Below are 22,012 nucleotides of genomic sequence, written 5' to 3' on the forward strand. Positions count from 1 at the left end.
GGAACCGCGCCTCTCGCTTGTGCCACGTGCATATGTGTTCTCGCCGGTGAGCCAGCAAGAAGTGGTCAACATGGCCTCGCTCTTTGCCGCGTTGGCCCCCTTTTGTCAGGCCCGGCTTGCCCTGGAGTCGGGCATTTCTCCTTCCTTTTCCGTTCGGCGGTCCCGATATTTCTCATCCGATTGCCCTGTTGCACAGGGCAGTTGGGCGGATACATTCAGCCGCGGTCGGCGCGTTACGCACCCGGGATCCGGGGGCGAGGTCTGACCCGGGTCCGCGAAGTGCGGGCTTGCGCAAGGGCCAGTAACAGGGGAGTTAGGCATGGCTCAGGGCACCGTCAAGTGGTTCAACGCGGAGAAGGGCTACGGCTTCATCGCGGTCGACGGTGGTGCGGATGTTTTCGTCCACTACAGCGCGATTCAGATGGACGGCTACCGCACCCTGGAAGAGGGTCAGCGAGTCGAGTTCGAGATCTCGCAGGGCCAGAAGGGCCCGCAGGCGGACATGGTCCGTCTCGCGGCCGGCTGAGGCGCCGACACAGCGACATCGAGCGACATCACGTAGGACCTGCGGAGGGTCCGCACCCGTCAGGGTGCGGGCCCTCCGTCCGTGCTGCCCGCCCGCCGTCCGCGCCGGGTGTCCCGGGGGTCGAGTCGGCCGCGGCGGGGGCCCTGCGCCTTGCACTCGGAGGGGGAGAGTGCTAATCATTGGCGTTAGCACTCTGATGGTGAGAGTGACAAAAGCAGGACCGGGTCGGTGAGGCCCGCAGCCGGGTGGGGCAAGGAACCGCCAGGATGTGGGCCGTCCGTCGCGGGCGCCAGCGCGGTCCGAAGTATCCACCCTTCCCCGGGGGTCGACCGGGGGAGACCCCGTCTCGGAGGACCACTTCACATGGCCAAGATCATCGCGTTCGACGAGGAGGCACGGCGCGGCCTCGAGCGCGGCATGAACCAGCTCGCCGACGCCGTCAAGGTGACCCTCGGCCCCAAGGGTCGCAACGTCGTCCTCGAGAAGAAGTGGGGCGCCCCCACGATCACCAACGATGGTGTCTCCATCGCCAAGGAGATCGAGCTCGAGGACCCGTACGAGAAGATCGGCGCCGAGCTGGTCAAGGAGGTCGCGAAGAAGACGGACGACGTCGCCGGTGACGGCACGACGACCGCGACCGTCCTCGCCCAGGCGCTGGTCCGCGAGGGCCTGCGCAACGTCGCCGCGGGTGCCAACCCGATGGCGCTCAAGCGCGGCATCGAGAAGGCCGTGGAGTCCGTCTCCGCCGCCCTGCTCGAGCAGGCCAAGGACGTGGAGACCAAGGAGCAGATCGCCTCCACCGCCTCCATCTCCGCCGCCGACACCCAGATCGGCGAGCTCATCGCCGAGGCCATGGACAAGGTCGGCAAGGAAGGCGTCATCACCGTCGAGGAGTCCCAGACCTTCGGTCTGGAGCTGGAGCTCACCGAGGGTATGCGCTTCGACAAGGGCTACATCTCGGCGTACTTCGCCACCGACATGGAGCGTATGGAGGCGTCGCTCGACGACCCGTACATCCTGATCGCCAACTCCAAGATCGGCAACGTCAAGGACCTGCTGCCGCTCCTGGAGAAGGTCATGCAGTCCGGCAAGCCGCTGCTGATCATCGCCGAGGACGTCGAGGGCGAGGCCCTGTCGACCCTGGTCGTCAACAAGATCCGCGGCACCTTCAAGTCCGTCGCCGTCAAGGCCCCGGGCTTCGGCGACCGCCGCAAGGCCATGCTCGGCGACATCGCCATCCTCACCGGTGGCGAGGTCATCTCCGAGGAGGTCGGCCTCAAGCTGGAGAACGCCGGTCTGGAGCTCCTCGGCCGCGCCCGCAAGGTCGTCATCACCAAGGACGAGACCACCATCGTCGACGGCTCGGGCTCCGCGGACCAGGTCCAGGGCCGCGTGAACCAGATCCGTGCCGAGATCGAGAACAGCGACTCGGACTACGACCGCGAGAAGCTCCAGGAGCGCCTCGCGAAGCTGGCCGGCGGCGTGGCCGTCATCAAGGCCGGCGCCGCCACCGAGGTGGAGCTCAAGGAGCGCAAGCACCGCATCGAGGACGCCGTGCGCAACGCCAAGGCGGCCGTCGAGGAGGGCATCGTCGCCGGTGGTGGCGTGGCCCTGCTCCAGGCCTCCCAGGTCTTCGAGAAGCTGGAGCTGGACGGCGACGAGGCCACCGGTGCCGCCGCCGTCAAGCTGGCCCTGGAGGCCCCGCTCAAGCAGATCGCGGTCAACGCCGGTCTCGAGGGCGGCGTCGTGGTCGAGAAGGTGCGCAACCTGACCCCGGGTCACGGCCTCAACGCCGCCACGGGCGAGTACGTCGACCTGGTCGCCGAGGGCATCATCGACCCGGCCAAGGTGACGCGCTCCGCGCTGCAGAACGCCGCGTCGATCGCCGCGCTCTTCCTCACCACCGAGGCCGTCATCGCCGACAAGCCGGAGAAGGCCGCCCCGGCGGGCGCTCCGGGCGGCATGCCGGGCGGTGACATGGACTTCTGATCGGCCACCGGCTCCGGCCGGTCGACGATCGAGCGGTCTTCGAGGCCTCCGGGCCTCGACCAGGGCGGCATCCCTTCGGGGGTGCCGCCTTTCGGTGTGTGTGGGAGGCCCGGGGCGGAGTTCCCGGGCGCGGGAATGATCACTCGATCGTGCGGTTCCGGGAGAAGGCGGCGGATCTCTCCGCAAGGCGGTCTAGCCTCGCTTGCGTACGGCCGCGGAGGGGACCCGTGGCCGCGGAGAGGACCTGTGATGACCGCCGTACGGGCCGCCGAGCGGGGCCGGGCTCCGCGGGACGGGGAGTGGGAGTACCTGCTCCGGACGTGGCGCGGGCTGAACGTGCCGGAAGGCTGGCGCGCCGAGATCGACGAAGGGCAGATCGCCTTGGTACCGCCGCCGCACCGGCACCACCACGCCACCGCAGAGGCCCTTCAGTACAGCCTCTATGCCGAACTCCCCGCGGAGCTGGGCATCTACCAGGCTCTCGGCGTGCACATCGCCCCGCTGGGGAAGCTGCTCCTCCCCGACCTGGTGGTGCTGCCCCGGGTGCTGGTGGCGGCGGAGGACTCGCAGGACAACGCCCCCTTCGAGGCCGCCGACGCCCGGCTGCTGGTGGAGATCACCTCGGGGACCACCGCCCGTACGGACCGCACCCGCAAGCTCTGGGCGTATGCGCGGGCGCAGGTGCCGCTCTATCTGCTCGTGGACCGCTTCGACGAGCGCGGCCCCATGGTCACCCTGTACAGCGATCCGCAGGACGGCATGTACAAACGCGGCGAGGGGGTGCCGTTCGGTCAGCCCCTCACCCTGCCCGACCCCTTCCACACCACGCTGCCCACGGAGAAGTTCCCGCGCTGAGGTGGCAGTTGACCGGTCCGCCCCCGGGGTGCCCGCCCTATACCCCCTCCCCGTATGATGATCCGGTGACCAGTACCCCGCGCCACCCGACCGCGACCTCGCGAGGTCGCGGTCCCGTGCTGCTGGTGCTCCTGGTCCTCGCCGGTCTCCTGGCGATGCACGGGCTGGCGCCGCACGGGGCGGGGGGCTCCGCGCATTCCGGGTCCGCCGGACATGCGGCTCGTGCGACTCACCCGGCTCATGCGGTGCATGAGGCTCGGACGGTTCACCCGGGTCACCCGGCTCGTGCTGCTCACCCGGCTCGTGCTGCTCACCCGGCTCGTGCTGCTCACGCGGCGCAGGTGGTTCCCGTCGCCCCCGCGGTGAGTTCCCGTCCGCAGGCGGAGGGTGGGGATCCCGCGGGCGGTCAGGCGCGGCACGCGGACGCGGCCTGTGCGGCGAGCGGTACGAGCAAGGCGCCGGTGGTCCCGGTGCTCGTAGCCGCGGGTGTGCAGCCGGTGGTGGCGGCCCCGTTCGCCGTGCGCGCCGAGCGGGCGGTCGCGGCACCGGGGCGGGCCCCGCCTTCACTTGCCGAACTCCAACTGCTGCGGATCTAGAGGCACTTGCGCCGCGCCCGCGTCCGGTACGCAGGCGCGCGCTCCGGCATGCCCCCATCCGTACTCCCGCGGAGCCGTTCGCTCGAAGCTCCGCGGTACAGCCAGGAGTTGCCCGTATATGAGCACGTCTCGCAGCACTACCGGCGCCCTCAGCGCCGCCAAGTCCAGCAAGCGCAACGCCAGTTCTCGTCCTCGTACGCGTATCCGTACGCGCGCCCGCGGCCCTGTGGTCCGCCGTACCGCCGGAGTCGCCGTCGCCGTCACAGCCGCCCTGCTGCTCGCCGCCTGCGGTGGGGGCGAAAACGGGGCCGGAGGCCACTCCGGGCACGGTGGTTCCCGTACCGCTCGGCCCTCGGCCGGTAGCAGCGAGGGCGCGCCCAGTGCGGCCGATGTCGCCTTCGCGCAGCAGATGATCCCGCACCACCGGCAGGCCCTGGAGATGTCCCGGCTGGCCACCACCCGGGCCGCCTCGCCGCAGGTCAAGCGCCTCGCGGAGCGGATCGAGAAGGGGCAGGAACCGGAGATCAGGACCATGTCCGGATGGCTGCGGTCCTGGGACGAGCCGGTGCCGCCCGCCGAGGGAGACGACGCGGGCGGCATGGACCACGACGGTGGGGACCACAGTGGTTCGGACCACGACGGTATGGACCACGACGGCATGGACCACAACGGCTCGGACACCTCCGGCCACGGCGATCACGGCGGCATGCCCGGCATGATGACCGGCGCCGAGCTGAAGAAGCTGGCGGCGGTCTCCGGAAAGGCCTTCGACACGGCGTTCCTGGAGCTGATGGTCGAGCACCACCAGGGTGCGGTGCGGATGGCCAGGACCGAGCGGGCCAAGGGTGCGTACGGCCCCGCGAAGGAGATGGCGGCGGAGGTGATCACCGCCCAGAGCGCCGAGATCGAGGAGATGAAGGGGCTCCTCGGCGACTGAGCCCCTCGGCGGAGCCCGTCGGCAGAGCCGCCCGTGAGCCGAGCCGATGAGCCGAGACCCTCAGCGGAGTTCATGAGCCGAGCCCGTCGGCGCAGTTCATGAGCCGAGACCGTCAGCGGGGCTGGCGAGCCGAGCCCGAAGCCGACGGGCCCGGGACCGCTTCGGCGGTCCGGGCCCGTCGGTGCCGGATCAGGTCCGGTCGGATGGATCAGACCTTGTGCGCCCCGGCGAGTGCCTCGCGCAGATGGCCCTTGCTCTCGGTCAGGAGCCGGGCGGCGGTGGGGCCGTCGACCTCGCCGAGGATCATCAGGATGGCGTTCTTGACCTCGCCGCCGGTGGCCGAGAGGGCGTGCTCGATCTCCACGTCGGGCGCGCCGGTGGCCAGCGAGACGATGCGGCGGGAGCGGGCGCGCAGCTTCTCGTTGGAGGCGCGGACGTCCACCATCAGGTTCCCGTAGGTCTTGCCGAGCCGGATCATGGTGATCGTCGAGATCATGTTGAGGACGAGCTTCTGGGCGGTGCCGCCCTTGAGCCGGGTGGAGCCGGTGAGGAGTTCGGGGCCGACCACGACCTCGATGCCGTGCTCGGCCGCGGCGGCGAGCGGGCTGCCCGCGTTGCAGGACAGGCCGAGGGTCAGGGCGCCCTGCTCGCGGGCGTACTCCACCGCTCCGATCGCGTACGGGGTGCGGCCCGAGGCGGAGATGCCGACGACCACGTCCTCGGCGCGCAGCGAGAGCGCGGCGAGGTCCGAGGCGGCGAGCGGCTTGGAGTCCTCGGCGCCCTCGACCGACTCGACCATGGCGCCCGGGCCGCCCGCGATCAGGCCGACCACCTGGGAGGGCGCGGTGTTGAAGGTCGGCGGGCACTCGCTGGCGTCCAGGATGCCCATCCGGCCGGCGGTGCCCGCGCCCGCGTAGATGAGCCGCCCGCCGCGCGCCAGGCGCTCCGCGGCGGCGTCGATCGCGGCGGCGATCTGCGGGAGCTGCCGGGCGACCGCGCCCGCGACGCTCGCGTCCTCGCCGTTCATGATGCGGGTGATCTCAAGGGTCGGGAGCTGGTCGATCTCGGCGAGTTCGGGCCGGAACTCCTCCGTCGTGAGATGGGCGAGCTCGGCCTTGAGCTCGTGGTAGGGGGAGGAGGCGTCGGCGGGGGAAGTCATGGCGAGGCTGCTTCCGTGCTTTCCGTGAGGGGGCGGGGGTGCGGAGTCGGTCGCCGACGTCCGTGTCGGCGACCCGCGGCGGTACGTGGCTGGGGGCCTCGGGGACCTCAGCGCTGGACGTTGCGGGGGCGGTGCCGGTGCGCGAGGGCCTCGTAGGAGGCGGACAGGGCCGGGGCCGCCGTCTGGTAGGTGCGCTGGGCGACACCGACGAACAGGCAGTCCACGACGAGGAGTTGACTGGTACGGGAGGACATCGCCGCCGGGCGCAGCTCGCTCTCGCGGGCGGTCGAGGTGGTCAGTATGTGGTCCGCGTACTGGGAGACGGGGCCGCCGGGGTGCCCGGTGACCGCGACGGTGGTGGCGCCGTGCTCGAAGGCGACCCGCAGCGGCTCTATCACGTCGCCGGTGGAGCCGGAGTGGGTGATCGCGAGGGCGACGTCCTTGGCGCGCAGCTGGACGGCGTTGGTGATGGCGAGGTGGGCGTCGCTGTGGGCGTGCGCGATCAGACCGATGCGCAGCAGCTTCTGGGCGAGGTCCTGGGCCACCAGGTTGGAGGCGCCGATGCCGTAGATGTCGATGCGCCGGGCGCCCGCGAGCGCGCTGACCGCGGCGCCGAGCTGGACGGTGTCCAGGGCGGCGGCGGTGTCGGCGAGGGTCTGCTGCTCGTCGTAGGCGAGCTTGGCGACGACGTCCGCTATGGGGTCGTCCACCGCGATGTCGGCGGTCACCGCCGGGGCGCGGCCGGACTGCTGCTGGGCGGCGAGCCCGGCGAGCGCGAGCCGCAGGTCGCGGTAGCCCGGGTAGCCGAGGAGCCGGGCGGTGCGGACGACGGTGGCCTCGCTGGTGCCGGTCAGCTCGGCGAGACCGGTGACCGTGAGGGCGGCACAGCCTGCCGGATCGCCGGCCACCGCCTCGGCGACGCGCTGCATGGAGCGCGTCATCGAGGGCGCGAGGGTGCGCACCTTCGCCGCGAGCGCGGCCGGGGCGGGCGGCGCGTCCCCGGCGAAAATTTCCTTCAGGTCTTGGGTCACCTATGAAAGATATTTTCGTCCGGGGTCGAGGGTCAAGGGGCGGACGGGACCCCTGCGATGTCCGGCACCGGCGCGCGGATGCGCGGACCCCGCGCGTTTTCCGGAACCCGCGCCCACGGGCGCACAATGGCCCCATGGACTCCAGCGGCCCCGATACGCCCGGCGAGGGAAGCGGCGGCGCCTCCGGCCCCTCCGGCACCGCCACCCCGCTCGAACAGGCCCTGCACGCGGCGCGCGCCCTCATCCTCGCGGACCTCGCGGCGGGCGGCGTCGCGGAGGCGGACGTGGTCTCCCTGGTCGAGGAGTCGGTCACCCAGCGCCGCTGGTGGGTGGAGCAGTGGCCGGAGGGCGCCGCCTATGTCGCGGGCCTGGTCGCCCAGGACGTCCAGGACGGACTGCTCGAACGGTACGGGCGCTGGCCGGTCTGCCCCGTCTGCCGCACCGGTGATCCGCACGCCCTCGACGTGGACCCGCCGCTCGGCGCCGATCCGCACTGGGTGTGCGCGGAGGCGGGCGTCCAGGTGGCCGCGGTCGGCTCGCTCGGCGCGCTGCCGGGCTTCGGGACCGGGCGGCCGTGAGCGCGTGACCGTCTATATCGACCCGCCCACCTGGCCCGGACACGGGCGCCTGTGGTCGCACCTGGTCAGCGACGTCTCGTACGAGGAACTGCACGCCTTCGCCGCCCGCATCGGCGCCCCGCCCCGCGCCTTCGAGCGCGACCACTACGACATCCCCGCGCTCCACTACCGGGAGGCGGTGGCCGCGGGCGCGGTGGAGGTCTCCAGCCGCGAGGTGGTCCGGCTGCTGACCCGCGCGGGCCTGCGCCGGCGCAAGCGGAGCGGGGGCCGGCCGGTGGAGGTGGAGGAGCGGCCGGCCGGAGACCCGTAGGCGGGTCACCGGGGGCGCGGCCGGTCCGTTCGTCCGCCGCGCCGTTCGTCCGGTGCGCAGTCGGGCCGGTGCGTCTTCAGGAGTTGACGCCGGGTAGGGGCAACGACGGTGTTCCGTTCAGGAGTTGATCGCCGGGCGGGGCCTCGCGGGTGCCGGGTGCCAGTGGTCGAGACCGGTGGGTGTGGTCCGGCCGGGTGCAGGAGCGGCCGGGGGCGCAACGGCAGCGGACCTCCCGCCGTCCGTCACAGGGTCGGACGGCGGGAAGTCCTGGTGGGGGGTGCCGTGGGGGGCGGAGTGCGGGTGCGGTGCGTCTGACGGGGTGTCAACTGCCGTGTCAGCAGCTCAGGTTGTCACCGGTCGGTACGCCGAGCACCTGGGTGAAGCGGGTGTAGAGGTCGATCCGGCTCTGCACCTGGCCGGGGTTGCCGCCGTTGCACTCCAGGCTGCCGTTGATGCTGCGGATCGTCTCGCCGAAGCCCGCGCCGTTGACCATGGCGTTGTGCGGGGTCATGGTGCCGGGGCCGGTCTGGGTGTTCCAGTACCAGAGGCCGGTCTTCCAGGCGACGGCCGCGTCGTTCTGGACCAGGTCGGGGTTGTTGAGCAGGTCGATGCCGAGCGCGTCGCCCGCGGCCTTGTAGTTGAAGTTCCAGCTCAGCTGGATGGGGCCGCGGCCGTAGTACTTGTCCCGTCCCGCGGGGCAGCCGTAGGGCTGTGAATCGTCGCAGTAGTGCGGGTAGTTGTCGGTGTTCTGCTCGACGACGTGGACCAGGCCGCCGGTCTCGTGGCTGACGTTGGCGAGGAAGGCCGCGGCCTCCTGCTTGGCCACGGTCTCGCCGCCCGCGCTGGCGAAGTCCGGGTAGGCGCTGAGCGCGTCGGTCAGACCGCTGTAGGTGTAGAAGGAGTTCCGGTTCGGGAACATCTCGTTGAACTGGCCTTCGCTGACCACGAAATCGGCCGCGAGGCGCTGGTCCGCGGAGGTCCGCTCGGCGGAGGCCGGACCGGCGAGGCTCAGCAGCAGAAGGGCGGACGCCGCGGTGAACGCCGCGAGCAGGCCGAGGAAACGAGCGCGCATGGACACACTCCTAGGGACGGCCGCCGCCCGCGGCGGCCGGTGGTGGGGGGAGGCCGGGGTTCGGCCGGTGGGGGGTCCGGCGGGCCGGGGCGGTCGACTTCTGCCCGCCCCGGACCGGGCCCGGGATCCAGCGGGGTCCTCGATGCGGCCCCGCGAGATCAACAACGTTGTCAGCCGCCGACGTTGACGTCGATGCAGGCGTAGAAGGCGTTCACGGTGTCGGCGATGTTCCACACGGCGAGGACCTTCTGCTGGCCGGTGTGGCTGCCGAAGTCCACGTTGTGGGTGACGGTCTCACCGGGCTGCGCGCCGCCGTCGTCGAACTCGGCGATCTTGTCCCCGCCGATGAAGTACTGCCAGGTGCTGGTGGAGTGACGGGCCGTCAGCTTCCACTGGAACTCCTGGTTCTTGCCGACGGGGGTGACCGCCCAGCCCTTGCCGTCGTCGTCCAGTTCGCTGAACCGGGAGTTGCCGCCGCTGCAGCTGGTGAGCCCCTTCGGGCCCTCCACGCTCTGCGGCTCGTACTTGATGTCGCCGCAGGGCACCGTGCCGGCGGCACACTGGGCCTGCCTGCTGGGCGGGTTGGAGATATAGCCGTGCGCGCTCGCCGATCCGGCCGGGAGGCTGACGGCGATGACCGGGGCCAGCGCGACACCGGCGAGCAGGGCGAGCTTCCTCTTGGAACGCATGCGGTACTCCTTCACTTCAGGTCTTCCCGGGCCTGTCGCCGAGGCGGTCCAGGCGCTTCGGCGGGGTCCCGGGGTGGGGCGAAGAGGCGCGAAGGTTCACGGCAGAAATCCCCTCACCGGCAGCACGCGGGAAGCTGTCTCCCGCAACCGGAAGGGGGTTTACTACCCGTGGACTAGACCAGCAGAAGGACGTGTACCCGTCAAGACTGTGTGCCGACGCGAACGGCGGGCCGCGCACGGCCGCCCGCCTGACGTGCGAAGCTCCGCGGGAGAGGCCGCCGCGCCCACCTCGGGACGTAGCGGACGGAAGGGAGTCGACCCGGACCGGTCGGTCCTTACCGCGTCGAGACGGCCGATGTCACCTTTGGTCCGGCGGTTCGACAGGCCGGCAGCCCGACAGGCCGACAGGCCTGAGGACCGGCAGCCCGGCGCCCGCTCAGGCGCGCAGCGAGTCCAGCTCCGTACGGAGGTTGGCGCGGGCCGGGCCCTCCCAGTGCGCGATCCCGTACGGGGTCCTGAACAGGCCCGGCAGGGCGAGGAGTTGCTCCAGGATGGCGGCGCGGCCCGCGCGGAAGGCGTCCGCCGGGACGAAGGCGTACTCCTCGCGCACCGCGGCGGTGTAGGCGGCGTACGCGTCCGGGGCGGAGGCGAGGATCGCGAGGTCTGCGTCGCAGAGGACCTCTCCGTTGCGGTCGCCCGCGGCCGGGTCGTGCCCGACGGTCAGGCGCACCAGGCGGGCCACCTCGGCGGTGTCCCCGGCGCTCAACCCGGCCTCGGGCAGGGCGCGTTCGGCGAGCCGGGCGCTGCGGTCCTCGTTGTGCTCGCGGTCCGGGAGGTAGACGGCGTCGTGGAACCAGGCGGCCAGCCGGACGAGTTCGGGATCCGCCGCGTGCCCGGCGAGGGTGTCGATGTGCCCGAGTACCGCGAGCAGATGGTCCGTGGTGTGGTAGCGCCGCTGCGGCTCCGCCCACCGCGCCAGCAGGTCCGCCGCGTACGCCTCGGGCCCTGGCGCGTCCGCCGCCGGGTGCGCGACCGCGCGCAGGGTGGCGGCGAGACGTTCTCGCAGCTCCTCGTGGGCGGGGTGCGCGGGCGGCCGGGATGCGGACATGGGGCCATTGTGGCGCACGGGGCGGTGGTGCGGGAGGTACGGACGGGGCGGTCCGCGAACCGGTCTTCCGGCGGTCCGCGGCGCGTGGGACGGGAGGAGCCCTAGCGTGGCCGTATGACTACTGCCGTCGTACAAGAAGAACGTGATCCCGAGCTTCCCGGACGACTTCTGCTGACCGAGCGCGACGTCCTGCTGCCCCTGCTGCGGGCCCGGCCCGAGGAGGACTTCGCGCTGCGGACCTGCTGTCCGGGCTGGACGGTCCGCGAGGTGCTCGCGCACTGCTCGGCCGCGCTGCTCAGGGTGGTCGAGAACCGTTACGAGGAAGGGGTGTTCACGCCCGAGGGCAACGACCGCGACATCGCCGAACGCGCCGACTGGCCGCTCGCCCGGATCCTGGACGAGCTGGAGCAGGGCATGACCGGCGCGGGGCCCGTGGTCGCGGAGTCCGGGGGCCGCCTGGACGGCATCGCGCTCGGCGAGTGGATCCACGCCGGTGACGTACGCGAGGCCTTCGGCGAACCCGGTGCCTACGGCGGCCCCGGGCTGCCCGCCGCCCTCGCCCTGCTCGGCCGCCTCAGCCGCGAGCGCGGCCACCTGGCCCTCCACGCCGACCTGGACGAGTACGAGGAACCCCTCCTCCTCGGCGAACCCACCGGCGAGCGCCCGCCCGCCCGCTACCTCGGCCAGGCCCCCGCCCTGATCCGCCTCTACGCGGGGCGGCCGCTGACCGGCACCCGCTACGAACTGGCCGGGGCCCGGGAGGAGGAGCTGAACCTCTTCGGCTGAGGTGCTGGTCAGGGCCGGGCCCGGGGGCGGACGGGACGGTGGACGCGGCGGGGCGGCGGCCCGTGCCCGGGTGTGCCGGGTGCGGGAAGCGCGCCCCGCCGCTCCCTTTCGTACCTATGTCCGGCGGGCGCCTTGACCGAATGGTGCTTGTTTCGGATCGCCCAAATGGACTAGACCTGTATCCGCCGTGATCACACGCACCACGGGTCACGGCGGACGCGGCCAGGCCTCCGGTGCGTACGGGCGCCCCGGCCGCGGTGCGCGCCCGGTGGCCGTGCACAGCTTGCCGCCGAAGGCCGTCGGCAGCCGCGGGAAAACGGGAAAAGTGGAGTGCCATGAGCAGGAGCGCCGTCCTTGAGGTGATCGCCCTCGACGCGGACGATGCCGTCGCCGCCGAGCAGGGCGGCGCGGACCGCCTCGAACTCGTCACCGACATGGACGCCGACGGCCTGACCCCCTCCCGCGAGACCTTCGGCCGGGTACGGGAGGCCGTCGGCATCCCGGTCCGGGTGATGCTCCGCCTCGCGGACGGCTTCCACGCCGGGGACGCCCGCGCCCAGGACCGCCTGCTCGAACGCACCCGGGAGCTGCGGGCGGAGGGCGCCGCCGAGTTCGTCCTCGGCTTCCTCGACGAGCTGGGCGCCCCGGACATGCAGGTCCTCGACCTGCTGCTCGCCGAACTCGGCGGCTGCCGCTGGACCTTCCACCGCGCCATCGACCGCGCCCGCGACCGCCATCTGCTGCGCACCACGCTCGCCCCGCTGCCCGGTCTCGACACCTATCTGACCGCGGGCTCGCCCACCGGCGTCGACGACGGCATCTCGGCCCTGGTCACCGAGGCCATGCAGCAGGGCGAACCGGGTTACGAACAGCAGATCCTGGTCGGCGGGGGCCTCCGCCTGGACCATATGCCGCGACTGCTCGCCGCCGGGATCAACGGTTTCCACATCGGCGGCGCGGCCCGCCCGCAGGGCTGGAGCGGACCGGTCGGCGCCGAGGAGGTCACCAAGTGGCGCCGCACGCTGGACAATTGAGCCGGGGGCGGGAGGCGGGGCGGGGAGCTCGCGACCGGGTGACGGAGCCGCCGGGTGACGGAGCCGCCCGCGCCCGCGCGCTCTTCGGGCGAGTTCAGCGCGGGGTGTCCGCCCCGGCCGGTGGGTCCGGCTCCTCCCGCGGATCCGCGAGGGCGGGCGGGAGTTCGGCGCGGTGCAGCACGGCGAGCCCGGACACGGCACGGGTGAGCGCCACATACAGGCGGCGCAGCCCGGTCCGCTCGTCGGGCTCGCCCGCGACCACCGCGGCGGGTTCGTCCAGGACCACGTAGTCGTACTCAAGTCCCTTGGCCAGCGAGGCCGGTACGAGGGTGAGCCGCGCCTCGGCGGTGGTCTCCTCGCCCGGGGACAGGTACCCGATGCCGGCCGCCGTGAGGGCCGCGGCGAGCTGGGGCACCCGGCTGTCGGCGGCGATGAGCCCGGTGGAGCCCTCGTGCCCGAGCGCCTCGGCACAGGCGCCGAGCACCGCCGCGTCCAGGGCGCCGGAGTCCTCCCCGCCGTCCGGCACCCTGCGCACCGAGAGCGAACCGGGCGACCGGCGCACCGAGTCGACCTCCGCGAGCCCCGGCGCGATCGACGGCAGCAGCCGCGAGGCATAGGTGATGACCTCGCGCGGCACCCGGAAGCCCGCGGTCAACTCCTCGACGTGGGCGTCCTGATGGCCGAGGTGGCCCAGCGCGTCCCGCCAACTCCGGGTCGCCCAGGGGGTGGTGCCCTGCGCGAGGTCCCCGAGGACGGTGGCGGAACCGGTGGAGCAGCGGCGCCCGACCGCCCGGTACTGCATCGGGGAGAGGTCCTGCGCCTCGTCGAGCACCACGTGCCCGAGCGAGTGGGTGCGCTCCACCAGGTCGGCGGCCTCGTCCACGAGCACCGCGTCGGCGGCGGACCACTTCGCCGACCGCACGCTCCGGTACGGCTTGGCCCAGCGCACCGCGGCCTGCTCCTCGGCGGAGAGCAGCCCCTGCGCGTGCGCGGCCAGGAACTCCGCCTCGCCGAGCAGCCGCAGCACCAGCTTCGCCGGGTCGACGGGCGGCCAGATCTGCTTGACCGCCGCCTTCACCGCGGGGTTGCGGGCCACCGCGTCCTGCACCCGGTCGTCCGGGGCCTCGCCGCCCTGCTCCATCCGCACCAGGACCGCGTGCGCGAGCCGCTGCGGCAGGGCGGCGCGGGCGGCCCCGTACCGCATGTCGCGGGCCAGCAACTCGCCCACGATCTCCTCGACTTCGTACGCCGGGATGCGCCAGCGGCGCGAGCCGCGGACCACGACCAGCGGTTCGGTGGGCGGGGTGACGTGCGCGCGCAGGGCCCGCCGCAGCACCTCGGCCATCCGGGCGTCGCCCTTGAGGAGCGCGGCGGGCGCCTCGTCGGTGCCGCGCACCTCGACCCGGGCCACCAGCTCGTCCACGGTGGCCTGCTTGACCTCCAACTCGCCCAGAGCGGGCAGGACTTGCTCGATGTAGTGCAGGAAGGAGCGGTTCGGCCCGATGACCAGGGTGCCGGTGCGGGCGAGCCGCTCGCGGTGCGCGTAGAGGAGGTAGGCGACGCGGTGCAGGCCGACCGCGGTCTTGCCGGTGCCGGGGCCGCCCTGGACGCAGACCGTGCCGCCGAGGCCGCTGCGGACGATCTCGTCCTGCTCCGGCTGGATGGTGGCGACGATGTCCCGCATCGGGCCCACGCGCGGCCGTTCGATCTCCTGCTGGAGCAGCCTGCTGGCCCGCTCCTCCTCGGCCGGGTCGAGCAGGTGCTCGTCCTCGTAGGCGGTCAACTCCCCGCCCGTGTAACCGAATCGCCGGCGCAGGGCCACGCCCATCGGGTCCTTCTTCGAGGCCCGGTAGAAGGGCTGGGAGACCGGCGCCCGCCAGTCGATCACCATCGGGTCGCCCACCGCGTCGTGCACATGGCGCCGCCCGATGTACAGGCTCGGCTCGGCCTCGCCCACCGGGTCCGGGGGCTGTGCGGCGCGGGGCCGGGACGGGTCGGCGCCGGGTGCCTGCCGGTGGTCGAGACGGCCGAAGAAGAGCGGGGTGTGCGCCAGGTCGGCGAGCGCCTTGACGCGCTCCGCCATCTGGCGCCGGAGCACCTCGGCGTTGACCCAGTTCGCGGTGACATCGCTGAGGTCGAGCCCCTCGACGTCCTCCCGCATGGCGCGCAGCGCGGCCCGGGAGGAGGCGAGATGCGCGCGTTCCCGGCCGAGGGGGTCCGCGGGCGGTGGCGGGTCCTCGCCGTCGGCCGGTCGCGGGATGTCGTCGTGCGGGTGCGTGGTGTTGCCGGGCACGGCAGGGGCCTCCGGGTTCGCGCGGCACGGCGGACCGCGGCCCGGGGGCGCCGGGCGCGGTCCGCTCGTGGATACGTGGGGTGGACGCGTACGGTCCCCGGGCCGGCGGGCCGCTCGGGCGGCCGGCCGCCAGGGGACTGTCGACCGGTTTCCGTCCGGTCGGCGGCGCTCCGCGGGGGAGGCGGGAAGTCGGTGATTGTAGGACGTCGGGGGCGCGGTGCCAATGGGTTTTCCGGCGCGACCTGGCCGGGGGCCGGAGTGCCGCCGGTCCCCCCGGCCAGGTCGCGCGCGAGTGCCGCTGTCAGTGGCCGCCGTTAGCCTGCGGAGAAGTCGAGTGATCCGCGCCACTTCCGGAGGTCCGCATGGCCACGCTGCTCAACCCGTATCTCAGCTTCGGCGGCGACGCCCGCCAGGCGCTGGAGTTCTACCAGGACGTCTTCGGCGGCTCGCTCTCGCTGAACACCTTCGGCGAGAGCGGCCACGCCGACGCACCGGTGGCCGAGCAGATCATGCACGGCATGCTGCAGACCCCGGGCGGCCTGACCCTGATGGGCGCCGACACCCCGCCCGGCACCACGCACACCCCGGGCAGCAGCTTCTCCGTCTGCCTGAGCGGCGAGGACGCCGCCGAACTGCGCGGCTACTGGCAGAAGCTCTCCACCGGCGGCACGGTCGCGGTGCCCCTGGAGAAGCAGATGTGGGGCGACGAGTTCGGCATGTGCACCGACGCCTTCGGGGTCTCCTGGATGGTCAACATCAACGGCTCGCAAGAGGGCTGAGGAGGGGGATGAGGAGCGGGGCGAGGAGGGGGTGAGGGCCGGGGTACGGCGTGGGGTGCGGTCGCGGTACGGGGAAGGGCGGCGGTACGAGCACGGCTGCCGTACGTGGCGGGCTGCCCGTAGGGGGTGAGGCTGCCGTACGAGGCGGGGCTGAGGTGCAGCGGGCGGTCGCCGGGCGGGGGCGAGGCCGGGGACCCCGCGGGTGTGCCGGGGCGGGCCCGGGGCTGCCTGCGCGGCGCCCGCGTACGGGGGGTGTCCCCGGGGACACCTAGGGGTCGCCCTCACCCCGAAGGCTGAGTCGGGCGGGCCCGGAGGCTGAGCGGGTCGGGGTGCGGTTCCCACCGCGGGCCGATGTCCGGGCGGGGGCCGGAGCCGACCATGGAGACATGAGCAGCGCAAGCCTCAACCCCACCGTCCTGGCCCCGCGCCCCGTCGCCCCCTCCGGCGCGACCGCCGCCGCGGGCACCCGCCCGCACCGCCTCGGCGGCGCCCTGCGTGCCGTCCGCGCCTTCACCGGCGCCGCCTTCGGCGTGCTCGTCCTCGGCGAGTACGAGGAGGAGGCGGCCGGGGTCCGGCGCCGCTGAACCGGCGGCTCAGCGGACCGCCGGATCCGGGCGGCCCGGGCCCAGCTGGGCGCGTGGCCCCGCTGACCGCCGGATCAAGTCAGCCACCGGTCCCAGCCGACCGCCGGTCCCAGCCGACCGCCGGTCCCAGCCGACCGCCGGTCCCAGCCGACCGCCGGTCCCAGCCGACCGCCGGTCCCAGCCGACCGCCGGTCCCAGCCGACCGCCGGTCCCAGCCGACCACCGGACCCAGCCGACCGCCGGACCGGGCGATCGAGGCCCGGCCCGACTCCAGCCCCGCCTCAGCCCTGCCCGACCCCACCTCTGCCCGACCCCACCTCTGCCTGGCGTCAGCCCCCCGGCCTCAGCCCCCCAGCACCTCATCCGCGTCCATGATCCGGTACGCGTAGCCCTGCTCGGCCAGGAAGCGCTGGCGGTGGGCCGCGAAGTCCTGGTCGAGGGTGTCGCGGGCGACGACCGAGTAGAACCGGGCCTCGTGGCCGTCCGCCTTCGGGCGCAGCACCCGGCCCAGGCGCTGGGCCTCCTCCTGGCGGGAACCGAAGGTGCCGGAGACCTGGATGGCGACCGTGGCCTCGGGCAGGTCGATGGAGAAATTGGCCACCTTGGAGACCACGAGCACCGAGATCTCGCCCTGCCGGAAGGACTCGAAGAGCTTCTCGCGCTGGGCGTTGGTGGTCTCGCCCTTGATGACGGGGGCGTCCAGATGGGCGCCGAGTTCGTCGAGCTGGTCGATGTACTGGCCGATCACCAGGGTCTGCTCCCCCCGGTGCTTGCGCACCAGCGCCTCGGTGACCTTGCGCTTGGTCGCGGTGGTCGCGCAGAAGCGGTACTTCTCCTCGGCCTCCGCGGTGGCGTAGGCGAGCCGCTCGCTGTCGGTGAGGTTGACCCGGACCTCGACGCAGTCCGCGGGCGCGATGTAGCCCTGTGCCTCGATCTCCTTCCAGGGCGCGTCGAAGCGCTTCGGCCCGATCAGCGAGAACACGTCCGACTCGCGGCCGTCCTCCCGCACCAGGGTCGCGGTCAGCCCGAGCCGCCGCCGCGCCTGGAGGTCCGCGGTGAACTTGAAGACCGGCGCGGGCAGCAGGTGCACCTCGTCGTAGATCACCAGGCCCCAGTCCCGGGAGTCGAAGAGCTCCAGATGCGGGTAGACGCCCTTCCGCCGGGTGGTGAGCACCTGGTACGTGGCGATGGTGACCGGGCGGATCTCCTTGCGCGTACCGGAGTACTCGCCGACCTCCTCCTCGGTCAGCGAGGTCCGCTTCACCAGCTCGTGCTTCCACTGGCGGGCCGAGACGGTGTTGGTGACCAGGATCAGCGTGGTCGACTTCGACTGGGCCATCGAACCGGCCCCGACCAGCGTCTTCCCCGCGCCGCAGGGCAGCACCACGACACCGGAGCCGCCGTGCCAGAAGTTCTCCACGGCCTGCTTCTGGTACGGCCGCAGCGCCCAGCCGTCCTCGGCCAGCTCGATGGGGTGCGCCTCGCCGTCCACGTACCCGGCGAGGTCCTCGGCGGGCCAGCCCAGCTTGAGCAGGGTCTGCTTGATCTGCCCGCGCTCGGAGGGGTGCACGGCCACGGTGTCCGCGTCGATCCGGGTGCCGACCAGCGGGGCGATCCGTTTGGAGCGCAGCACCTCCTCCAGGACCGGACGGTCGGTGGTGGTCAGGACAAGCCCGTGCGCCGGGTGCTTGGACAGCGTCAGGCGGCCGTAGCGGTCCATGGTCTCGGCGATGTCGACGAGCAGGGCGTGCGGCACCGGGTAGCGCGAGAACTCCACCAGGGCGTCCACCACCTGCTCGGCGTCGTGCCCCGCGGCCCGGGCGTTCCACAGCCCGAGCGGCGTGATCCGGTACGTGTGGATGTGCTCGGGCGCCCGCTCCAGCTCCGCGAAGGGCGCGATGACGCGACGGCAGGCGTCGGCCTGCTCGTGGTCCACCTCGAGCAGCAGGGTCTTGTCGCTCTGCACGATCAGCGGACCGTTCACGTGCGCACCTTTCCTCGTCCCACCGGCCGCCCCGCCCCGCCGCGCGGAACCCGGGTCACTCGGCCAAACGTCCAGTGTGCCGTATGGCGGGGGAGGGGAGGAGTGGTGCCGAGGCCGTCCCCGGCAGGTGTGGCGGAACGAACAGCCGGGCTCAGCCCGGCGCCGGCGCCTCCCACTCCAGCGACTTGAACAGGTGCACATCCGCGTGCCCGCCCGGGATTCCCAGGGAGCGGCCGGTCTCCACGTAGCCGTGGCGCTGGTAGAAGCCGGGGGCCTGGAAGGTGAAGGAGGAGACGAGGACGCGGTCGCAGCCGCGGTCGCGGGCCTCCTGCTCGGCGGTGCGCAGGAGCTTGCCGCCCCAGCCGCCGGAGCGCAGGTCCTCGCGTACCCAGAGCAGTTCGATGCCGCACAGTCCGCCCCAGATCCAGGCGGAGAGGCCGCCGGCCAGCTCGCCGGAGGCGTCGGTCAGGCGGACGGTGAGGTGCTTGTCCTCGTCCGGTGTGCCGGTGGCGGCGGCGTTGAAGGCCTCCAGGGCCGCTTCGAGCTGCTTGTCGAGGGCCTTGTCCTTCTCCCCGGTGGTGAGCGTGAGCGCGGCGGGGGAAGGTGCGCCGGTGGGGTCTTCCGTGGTCATGCGGGGAGTATCGCAGCGGGGTGCGGGGCGGGGCAGCGGATTTCCTTGCGGGTGCGGGTGCGGGTGCGGGTGCGGGTGCGGGTGCGAGTACGGGGACTGGGACGGATATGGGTACGGATACGGGTACGGGCAGGCTCCCCGGCAGTGGCGCCCGGCGAGGGCTGTCGGCGGCCGGGCGGCCGGGCCTCCTGGCTCAGTCCAGCATCGCGGTCACCTGGGCCCGGGCCGGTTCCTCCAGGTCGGCGTGGAGGGCGAAGAAGAGGTCGGCGGCGCGGAGGCCGACCCAGTCGGCGGGCAGGAGCTCGGCGGGCAGGCCCGGGTCGAGGTAGGGCAGGCGGCGCCAGTCGGTGAGCGCCCGCACGTAGTCGGCGAAGGCCCGGAAGCCGTCGGCGCCGGCCCCTTGCCCCTCCTCCCGGCGCAGGCGTTCCCGTACCGGGCCGTGGGTGTCGAGGAACTGGCCGTACAGGGCGTCGAGTTGGCGGAAGTCCCACCAGGTGCGGACCTTCTCGGCGAGGTCGCCGAAGGCGAGGTGGTCGGCGCGCAGCAGTTCGGCGTACGCGCTGAGGCCGAGGCGGCGCAGGACGGCGGCGGTGGGCTCGTAGAGGTGGGCCGGGGCGATCCAGACGCCCGCGGTCATGGTGCCGAAGCCGAGGCGGGTGAGCTGGGAGCGGAGCTGGTGGCGCTTGTTGCGCTCGGACTCGGGGACCGAGAAGACGGCGAGCAGCCAGCCGTCGGCGAGGGTGGCGCGCTCGCGGCGGAAGATGCGGGCGTCGCCCTCGCGCAGGATGGCGCGGCCCGCCGCGGAGAGGGCGTAGCCCGCGGCCCCGTCCTGCTTGCCTGCCTCCAGGACGCCGCGGCGCTTGAGCCGGTGGATCGCGGAGCGGACCGCCTGCTCGTCCACGCCGAGGGGGGTGAGCAGCGCGATGAGGGAGGCCACCGAGAGCCAGCCGCCGTGGCTGCGCGAGTACAGGCCGTAGACGGTGACGATCAGGGACCTCGGCGGGGCGGCGGCGAGCCCGGACGCCTCGGTCCCGGATGCCCCGGACACCCCGGCTCCGGCCCTCGGGGTCACGGGGGCCTGCGCGCCGGGCCCCTCCTCGGCGGCGGCTGCCGCGCGTGCGCTGGTCATCCGCTCACGGTACCCAGCCGCCCGCGGCGCCTCCCCGGCCGTCCCCTCCGGCCGCCTCGACCAGCCCGCAGGCCTCTCCCCGCGACCACGGACCTCTCCCCGCGGCCACGGACCTCTCCCCGCGGCCCCGGCCCGGCCGTCGCTCACGGACCGGCCTTCGACCCCGGACCGGCCGTCCCTCACGGACCGTCCATCGATGCCGGACCGGCCGTCGCTCACCGACCGCCCGCCGCCCCCGAACCGCCCTGCGCCCCCACACCCCCCTTCGGTCACGACCCGCCCTCCTGCCCCCCTGACCGCCCCCTCACCCCGCCGGCTCCCGCAGCCGGAAGCGCTGGATCTTGCCGCTGGGGGTCTTCGGGAGTTCGGGGAGGAAGGTGAGGGCGCGGGGGTATTTGTAGGGGGCGATGGCGGACTTCACGAAGGACTGGAGTTCGGCGGCCTTGGCCTCGTCGGCGGGGGTGCCCTCGCGCAGGACGACATAGGCCTTGACGATGGTGCCGCGCTCCTCGTGCGGGGCGCCGACCACGGCCGCCTCGGCGACGTCGGGGTGGGCGAGCAGCGCCTCCTCGACCTCGGGGGCGGCGATGTTGTAGCCGGAGGAGATGATCATGTCGTCGCTGCGGGCCCGGAACCAGAAGTAGCCCTCGGCGTCGCGGACGTAGGTGTCGCCGGTGATGTTCCAGCCGTCCTGGACGAAGAGCCGCTGCCGCTCGTCGGAGAGGTAGCGGCAGCCGGTCGGGCCCTGCACCGCGAGGCGCCCTGGGGTGCCGTCCGGGACCGGTCTGCCGTCGGGGCCGAGGACGGCGGCGCGGTAGCCGGGGACCGCGCGGCCGGTGGCGCCGGGGCGGATGTCTTCGTCGGCGGCGGAGATGAAGATGTGCAGGAGTTCGGTGCCGCCGATGCCGTCGATGATGCGCAGACCGGTCTGCCGGTGGAACTCCTCCCATACGGTCCGCGAGAGGTGTTCGCCCGCCGAGACGCAGCGCCGCAGGGTGCCGAGCGAGTCCGCGTGCCCGGCGGCGAGCATGGCCTTGTAGGCGGTCGGCGCGGTGAACAGGACCGTCACGCCGTGCGCGGCGCAGGCCTCGGCCAGCTCGGCGGGGGTGGCGCGTTCCAGGAGCAGGGTGCTGGCGCCGGTGTGCAGCGGGAAGACGAGCAGTCCGCCGAGGCCGAAGGTGAAGCCGAGCGGGGGCGTGCCGGTGAAGACGTCGTCCGGGCCGGGCCGCAGGACGTGCCGGGAGAAGGTGTCGGCGTTGGCGAGCACGTCCCGGTGGAAGTGCATGGTCGCCTTGGGGCGGCCGGTGGTCCCGGAGGTGGGGCCGAGCAGCACCACGTCGTCGGCGGCGGTGGCGACCGCGGTGAACCGCGCCGGTTTGGCGGCGCTGCGCGCGACGGCGTCCTCGGGTGCCGCCGGGTCGCCGTACGGCAGCACCGTCAACTCCCGGTCCGCCTGGTGGAGTTCACCGAGGAAGCGGTGGTCGCACAGGGCCAGCGAGGGGCGGGTCAGCTCGATCAGGCCGGCGAGTTCCCCGGCGCGCAGCAGCGGCACGGTGGTGACGACGACCCCGCCCGCCTTGACCACCGCCAGCCAACAGGCCACCAGATACGGGGTGTTGGGGCCGCGCAGCAGGACCCGGTTGCCCGGCAGCAGGCCGTGGTCCTCGGTGAGCAGCCGGGCCAGGCGGTCGGTGGCGCGCTGGAGGTCGCCGTAGGTCCAGGTCTCGGTGGGGGTGCGCAGACAGGGCCGGTCGGGGCCGAGGCGGCGGATGGTCTTGTCCAGCAACTCCTCGGCGCAGTTGAGGCGTTCGGGGTACTGGAGTTCCGGCAGGTCGAAGTGGAGTTCGGGCCACTGGCTTCGGGGCGGCAGGTGGTCGCGGCAGAACGTGTCGAGGTGCGCGGACTCGGAGAGCTGCACGGGCGGTGCTCCCTTCTGCGAGTG

General features: G+C 73.2%; 21 protein-coding genes. 11 read left to right on the top strand and 10 right to left on the bottom strand.

Features of this window, described 5'->3' with window-relative positions; all coding sequences use genetic code 11:
* The first annotated feature begins 319 nt into the window (after positions 1 to 319).
* The 5 genes from HFV08_RS18535 to HFV08_RS18555 all read left to right on the top strand — a co-directional run bounded on the left by HFV08_RS18535 (position 320) and on the right by HFV08_RS18555 (position 4,903).
* On the top strand, positions 320 to 526 hold the full coding sequence (locus tag HFV08_RS18535) for a cold-shock protein (RefSeq protein WP_005486335.1): 207 nt from the start codon (positions 320 to 322) through the stop codon (positions 524 to 526).
* A gap of 363 nt (positions 527 to 889) precedes the next feature.
* Complete coding sequence (gene groL, locus HFV08_RS18540; RefSeq protein WP_168540858.1) at positions 890 to 2,515, top strand: chaperonin GroEL; 1,626 nt, start codon at positions 890 to 892, stop codon at positions 2,513 to 2,515.
* A 249-nt stretch (positions 2,516 to 2,764) separates the two neighbouring features.
* Positions 2,765 to 3,370, top strand: a complete 606-nt coding sequence (locus HFV08_RS18545) for a Uma2 family endonuclease (protein WP_168540859.1) — start codon at positions 2,765 to 2,767, stop codon at positions 3,368 to 3,370.
* Between the two features lie 341 nt (positions 3,371 to 3,711).
* Complete coding sequence (locus HFV08_RS32705; RefSeq protein ID WP_312885696.1) at positions 3,712 to 3,966, top strand: DUF6153 family protein; 255 nt, start codon at positions 3,712 to 3,714, stop codon at positions 3,964 to 3,966.
* A gap of 118 nt (positions 3,967 to 4,084) precedes the next feature.
* Positions 4,085 to 4,903, top strand: coding sequence for a DUF305 domain-containing protein (locus HFV08_RS18555; protein WP_168540860.1), 819 nt, complete (start codon positions 4,085 to 4,087; stop codon positions 4,901 to 4,903).
* A gap of 208 nt (positions 4,904 to 5,111) precedes the next feature.
* Here HFV08_RS18555 and murQ read toward each other — a convergent pair whose 3' ends face one another.
* Together murQ and HFV08_RS18565 are read right to left on the bottom strand one after the other, a co-directional pair.
* Positions 5,112 to 6,062 (bottom strand): N-acetylmuramic acid 6-phosphate etherase, encoded by a 951-nt coding sequence (gene murQ, locus HFV08_RS18560; RefSeq protein WP_168540861.1) that lies wholly within the window; start codon positions 6,060 to 6,062, stop codon positions 5,112 to 5,114.
* A gap of 107 nt (positions 6,063 to 6,169) precedes the next feature.
* Positions 6,170 to 7,093 carry a MurR/RpiR family transcriptional regulator gene (locus tag HFV08_RS18565; RefSeq protein WP_168540862.1) on the bottom strand — a complete coding sequence of 308 codons (924 nt, stop codon included), beginning with the start codon at positions 7,091 to 7,093 and terminating at the stop codon, positions 6,170 to 6,172.
* A 134-nt stretch (positions 7,094 to 7,227) separates the two neighbouring features.
* Between HFV08_RS18565 and HFV08_RS18570 the strand changes: the two genes are divergently transcribed.
* Both HFV08_RS18570 and HFV08_RS18575 read left to right on the top strand, forming a co-directional pair.
* Positions 7,228 to 7,671, top strand: a complete 444-nt coding sequence (locus HFV08_RS18570) for a DUF8819 family protein (RefSeq protein WP_246341864.1) — start codon at positions 7,228 to 7,230, stop codon at positions 7,669 to 7,671.
* 4 nt (positions 7,672 to 7,675) lie between these two features.
* The gene (locus HFV08_RS18575) at positions 7,676 to 7,981 is read left to right on the top strand and encodes a DUF4031 domain-containing protein (protein WP_168540863.1); all 306 of its coding nucleotides are present in this window, start codon (positions 7,676 to 7,678) and stop codon (positions 7,979 to 7,981) included.
* 334 nt (positions 7,982 to 8,315) lie between these two features.
* Here HFV08_RS18575 and HFV08_RS18580 read toward each other — a convergent pair whose 3' ends face one another.
* The 3 genes from HFV08_RS18580 to HFV08_RS18590 all read right to left on the bottom strand — a co-directional run bounded on the left by HFV08_RS18580 (position 8,316) and on the right by HFV08_RS18590 (position 10,850).
* The gene (locus tag HFV08_RS18580) at positions 8,316 to 9,053 is read right to left on the bottom strand and encodes a chitinase (protein ID WP_040252183.1); all 738 of its coding nucleotides are present in this window, start codon (positions 9,051 to 9,053) and stop codon (positions 8,316 to 8,318) included.
* Positions 9,054 to 9,223: 170 nt separating this feature from the next.
* Positions 9,224 to 9,742, bottom strand: a complete 519-nt coding sequence (locus HFV08_RS18585; protein ID WP_040257649.1) for a lytic polysaccharide monooxygenase auxiliary activity family 9 protein — start codon at positions 9,740 to 9,742, stop codon at positions 9,224 to 9,226.
* Positions 9,743 to 10,178: 436 nt separating this feature from the next.
* Positions 10,179 to 10,850 (bottom strand): HD domain-containing protein, encoded by a 672-nt coding sequence (locus HFV08_RS18590; protein ID WP_168540864.1) that lies wholly within the window; start codon positions 10,848 to 10,850, stop codon positions 10,179 to 10,181.
* 114 nt (positions 10,851 to 10,964) lie between these two features.
* Here HFV08_RS18590 and HFV08_RS18595 point away from each other — a divergent pair, with 114 nt between their 5' ends.
* Positions 10,965 to 11,636: a maleylpyruvate isomerase family mycothiol-dependent enzyme gene (locus HFV08_RS18595; protein WP_168540865.1), complete on the top strand. Its 672-nt coding sequence runs from the start codon at positions 10,965 to 10,967 to the stop codon at positions 11,634 to 11,636.
* A gap of 335 nt (positions 11,637 to 11,971) precedes the next feature.
* Positions 11,972 to 12,670, top strand: a complete 699-nt coding sequence (locus tag HFV08_RS18600; protein WP_168540866.1) for a copper homeostasis protein CutC — start codon at positions 11,972 to 11,974, stop codon at positions 12,668 to 12,670.
* A 94-nt stretch (positions 12,671 to 12,764) separates the two neighbouring features.
* On the opposite strand, the gene HFV08_RS18605 is transcribed toward HFV08_RS18600, so the two are convergent.
* Positions 12,765 to 14,930, bottom strand: coding sequence for a HelD family protein (locus HFV08_RS18605; RefSeq protein ID WP_312885725.1), 2,166 nt, complete (start codon positions 14,928 to 14,930; stop codon positions 12,765 to 12,767).
* Between the two features lie 395 nt (positions 14,931 to 15,325).
* Here HFV08_RS18605 and HFV08_RS18610 point away from each other — a divergent pair, with 395 nt between their 5' ends.
* A complete protein-coding gene (locus tag HFV08_RS18610; RefSeq protein WP_168540867.1) occupies positions 15,326 to 15,742 on the top strand; it encodes a VOC family protein in 417 nt (138 codons plus the stop codon).
* Positions 15,743 to 16,128: 386 nt separating this feature from the next.
* Positions 16,129 to 16,326, top strand: coding sequence for a hypothetical protein (locus HFV08_RS18615; RefSeq protein ID WP_168540868.1), 198 nt, complete (start codon positions 16,129 to 16,131; stop codon positions 16,324 to 16,326).
* Positions 16,327 to 16,669: 343 nt separating this feature from the next.
* Here the strand turns inward: HFV08_RS18615 and HFV08_RS18620 are convergent, their stop codons facing one another.
* The 4 genes from HFV08_RS18620 to HFV08_RS18635 form a co-directional block, all read right to left on the bottom strand.
* Positions 16,670 to 18,310, bottom strand: coding sequence for a DNA repair helicase XPB (locus HFV08_RS18620; protein ID WP_168540869.1), 1,641 nt, complete (start codon positions 18,308 to 18,310; stop codon positions 16,670 to 16,672).
* 151 nt (positions 18,311 to 18,461) lie between these two features.
* Complete coding sequence (locus tag HFV08_RS18625; protein ID WP_168540870.1) at positions 18,462 to 18,941, bottom strand: GNAT family N-acetyltransferase; 480 nt, start codon at positions 18,939 to 18,941, stop codon at positions 18,462 to 18,464.
* A gap of 193 nt (positions 18,942 to 19,134) precedes the next feature.
* Positions 19,135 to 20,070, bottom strand: coding sequence for a PaaX family transcriptional regulator (locus HFV08_RS18630; RefSeq protein WP_168540871.1), 936 nt, complete (start codon positions 20,068 to 20,070; stop codon positions 19,135 to 19,137).
* Positions 20,071 to 20,374: 304 nt separating this feature from the next.
* Complete coding sequence (locus tag HFV08_RS18635) at positions 20,375 to 21,988, bottom strand: AMP-binding protein (RefSeq protein ID WP_168540872.1); 1,614 nt, start codon at positions 21,986 to 21,988, stop codon at positions 20,375 to 20,377.
* Between the last annotated feature and the right edge of the window lie 24 nt (positions 21,989 to 22,012).

Source organism: Streptomyces physcomitrii (genome assembly GCF_012273655.1).
Taxonomy (GTDB): domain Bacteria; phylum Actinomycetota; class Actinomycetes; order Streptomycetales; family Streptomycetaceae; genus Streptomyces; species Streptomyces physcomitrii.

What these genes read in the sequence shown, in the direction of transcription:
- HFV08_RS18590 (WP_168540864.1), bottom strand. Translation starts at nt 10,850, where the DNA reads ATGTCCGCATCCCGGCCGCCCGCGCACCCCGCCCACGAGGAGCTGCGA.
- HFV08_RS18615 (WP_168540868.1), top strand. Translation starts at nt 16,129, where the DNA reads ATGAGCAGCGCAAGCCTCAACCCCACCGTCCTGGCCCCGCGCCCCGTC.
- HFV08_RS18625 (WP_168540870.1), bottom strand. Translation starts at nt 18,941, where the DNA reads ATGACCACGGAAGACCCCACCGGCGCACCTTCCCCCGCCGCGCTCACG.
- HFV08_RS18610 (WP_168540867.1), top strand. Translation starts at nt 15,326, where the DNA reads ATGGCCACGCTGCTCAACCCGTATCTCAGCTTCGGCGGCGACGCCCGC.
- HFV08_RS18545 (WP_168540859.1), top strand. Translation starts at nt 2,765, where the DNA reads ATGACCGCCGTACGGGCCGCCGAGCGGGGCCGGGCTCCGCGGGACGGG.
- murQ (WP_168540861.1), bottom strand. Translation starts at nt 6,062, where the DNA reads ATGACTTCCCCCGCCGACGCCTCCTCCCCCTACCACGAGCTCAAGGCC.
- HFV08_RS18595 (WP_168540865.1), top strand. Translation starts at nt 10,965, where the DNA reads ATGACTACTGCCGTCGTACAAGAAGAACGTGATCCCGAGCTTCCCGGA.
- HFV08_RS18580 (WP_040252183.1), bottom strand. Translation starts at nt 9,053, where the DNA reads ATGCGCGCTCGTTTCCTCGGCCTGCTCGCGGCGTTCACCGCGGCGTCC.
- HFV08_RS18585 (WP_040257649.1), bottom strand. Translation starts at nt 9,742, where the DNA reads ATGCGTTCCAAGAGGAAGCTCGCCCTGCTCGCCGGTGTCGCGCTGGCC.
- HFV08_RS18535 (WP_005486335.1), top strand. Translation starts at nt 320, where the DNA reads ATGGCTCAGGGCACCGTCAAGTGGTTCAACGCGGAGAAGGGCTACGGC.
- HFV08_RS18630 (WP_168540871.1), bottom strand. Translation starts at nt 20,070, where the DNA reads ATGACCAGCGCACGCGCGGCAGCCGCCGCCGAGGAGGGGCCCGGCGCG.
- groL (WP_168540858.1), top strand. Translation starts at nt 890, where the DNA reads ATGGCCAAGATCATCGCGTTCGACGAGGAGGCACGGCGCGGCCTCGAG.
- HFV08_RS18570 (WP_246341864.1), top strand. Translation starts at nt 7,228, where the DNA reads ATGGACTCCAGCGGCCCCGATACGCCCGGCGAGGGAAGCGGCGGCGCC.
- HFV08_RS18600 (WP_168540866.1), top strand. Translation starts at nt 11,972, where the DNA reads ATGAGCAGGAGCGCCGTCCTTGAGGTGATCGCCCTCGACGCGGACGAT.
- HFV08_RS18555 (WP_168540860.1), top strand. Translation starts at nt 4,085, where the DNA reads ATGAGCACGTCTCGCAGCACTACCGGCGCCCTCAGCGCCGCCAAGTCC.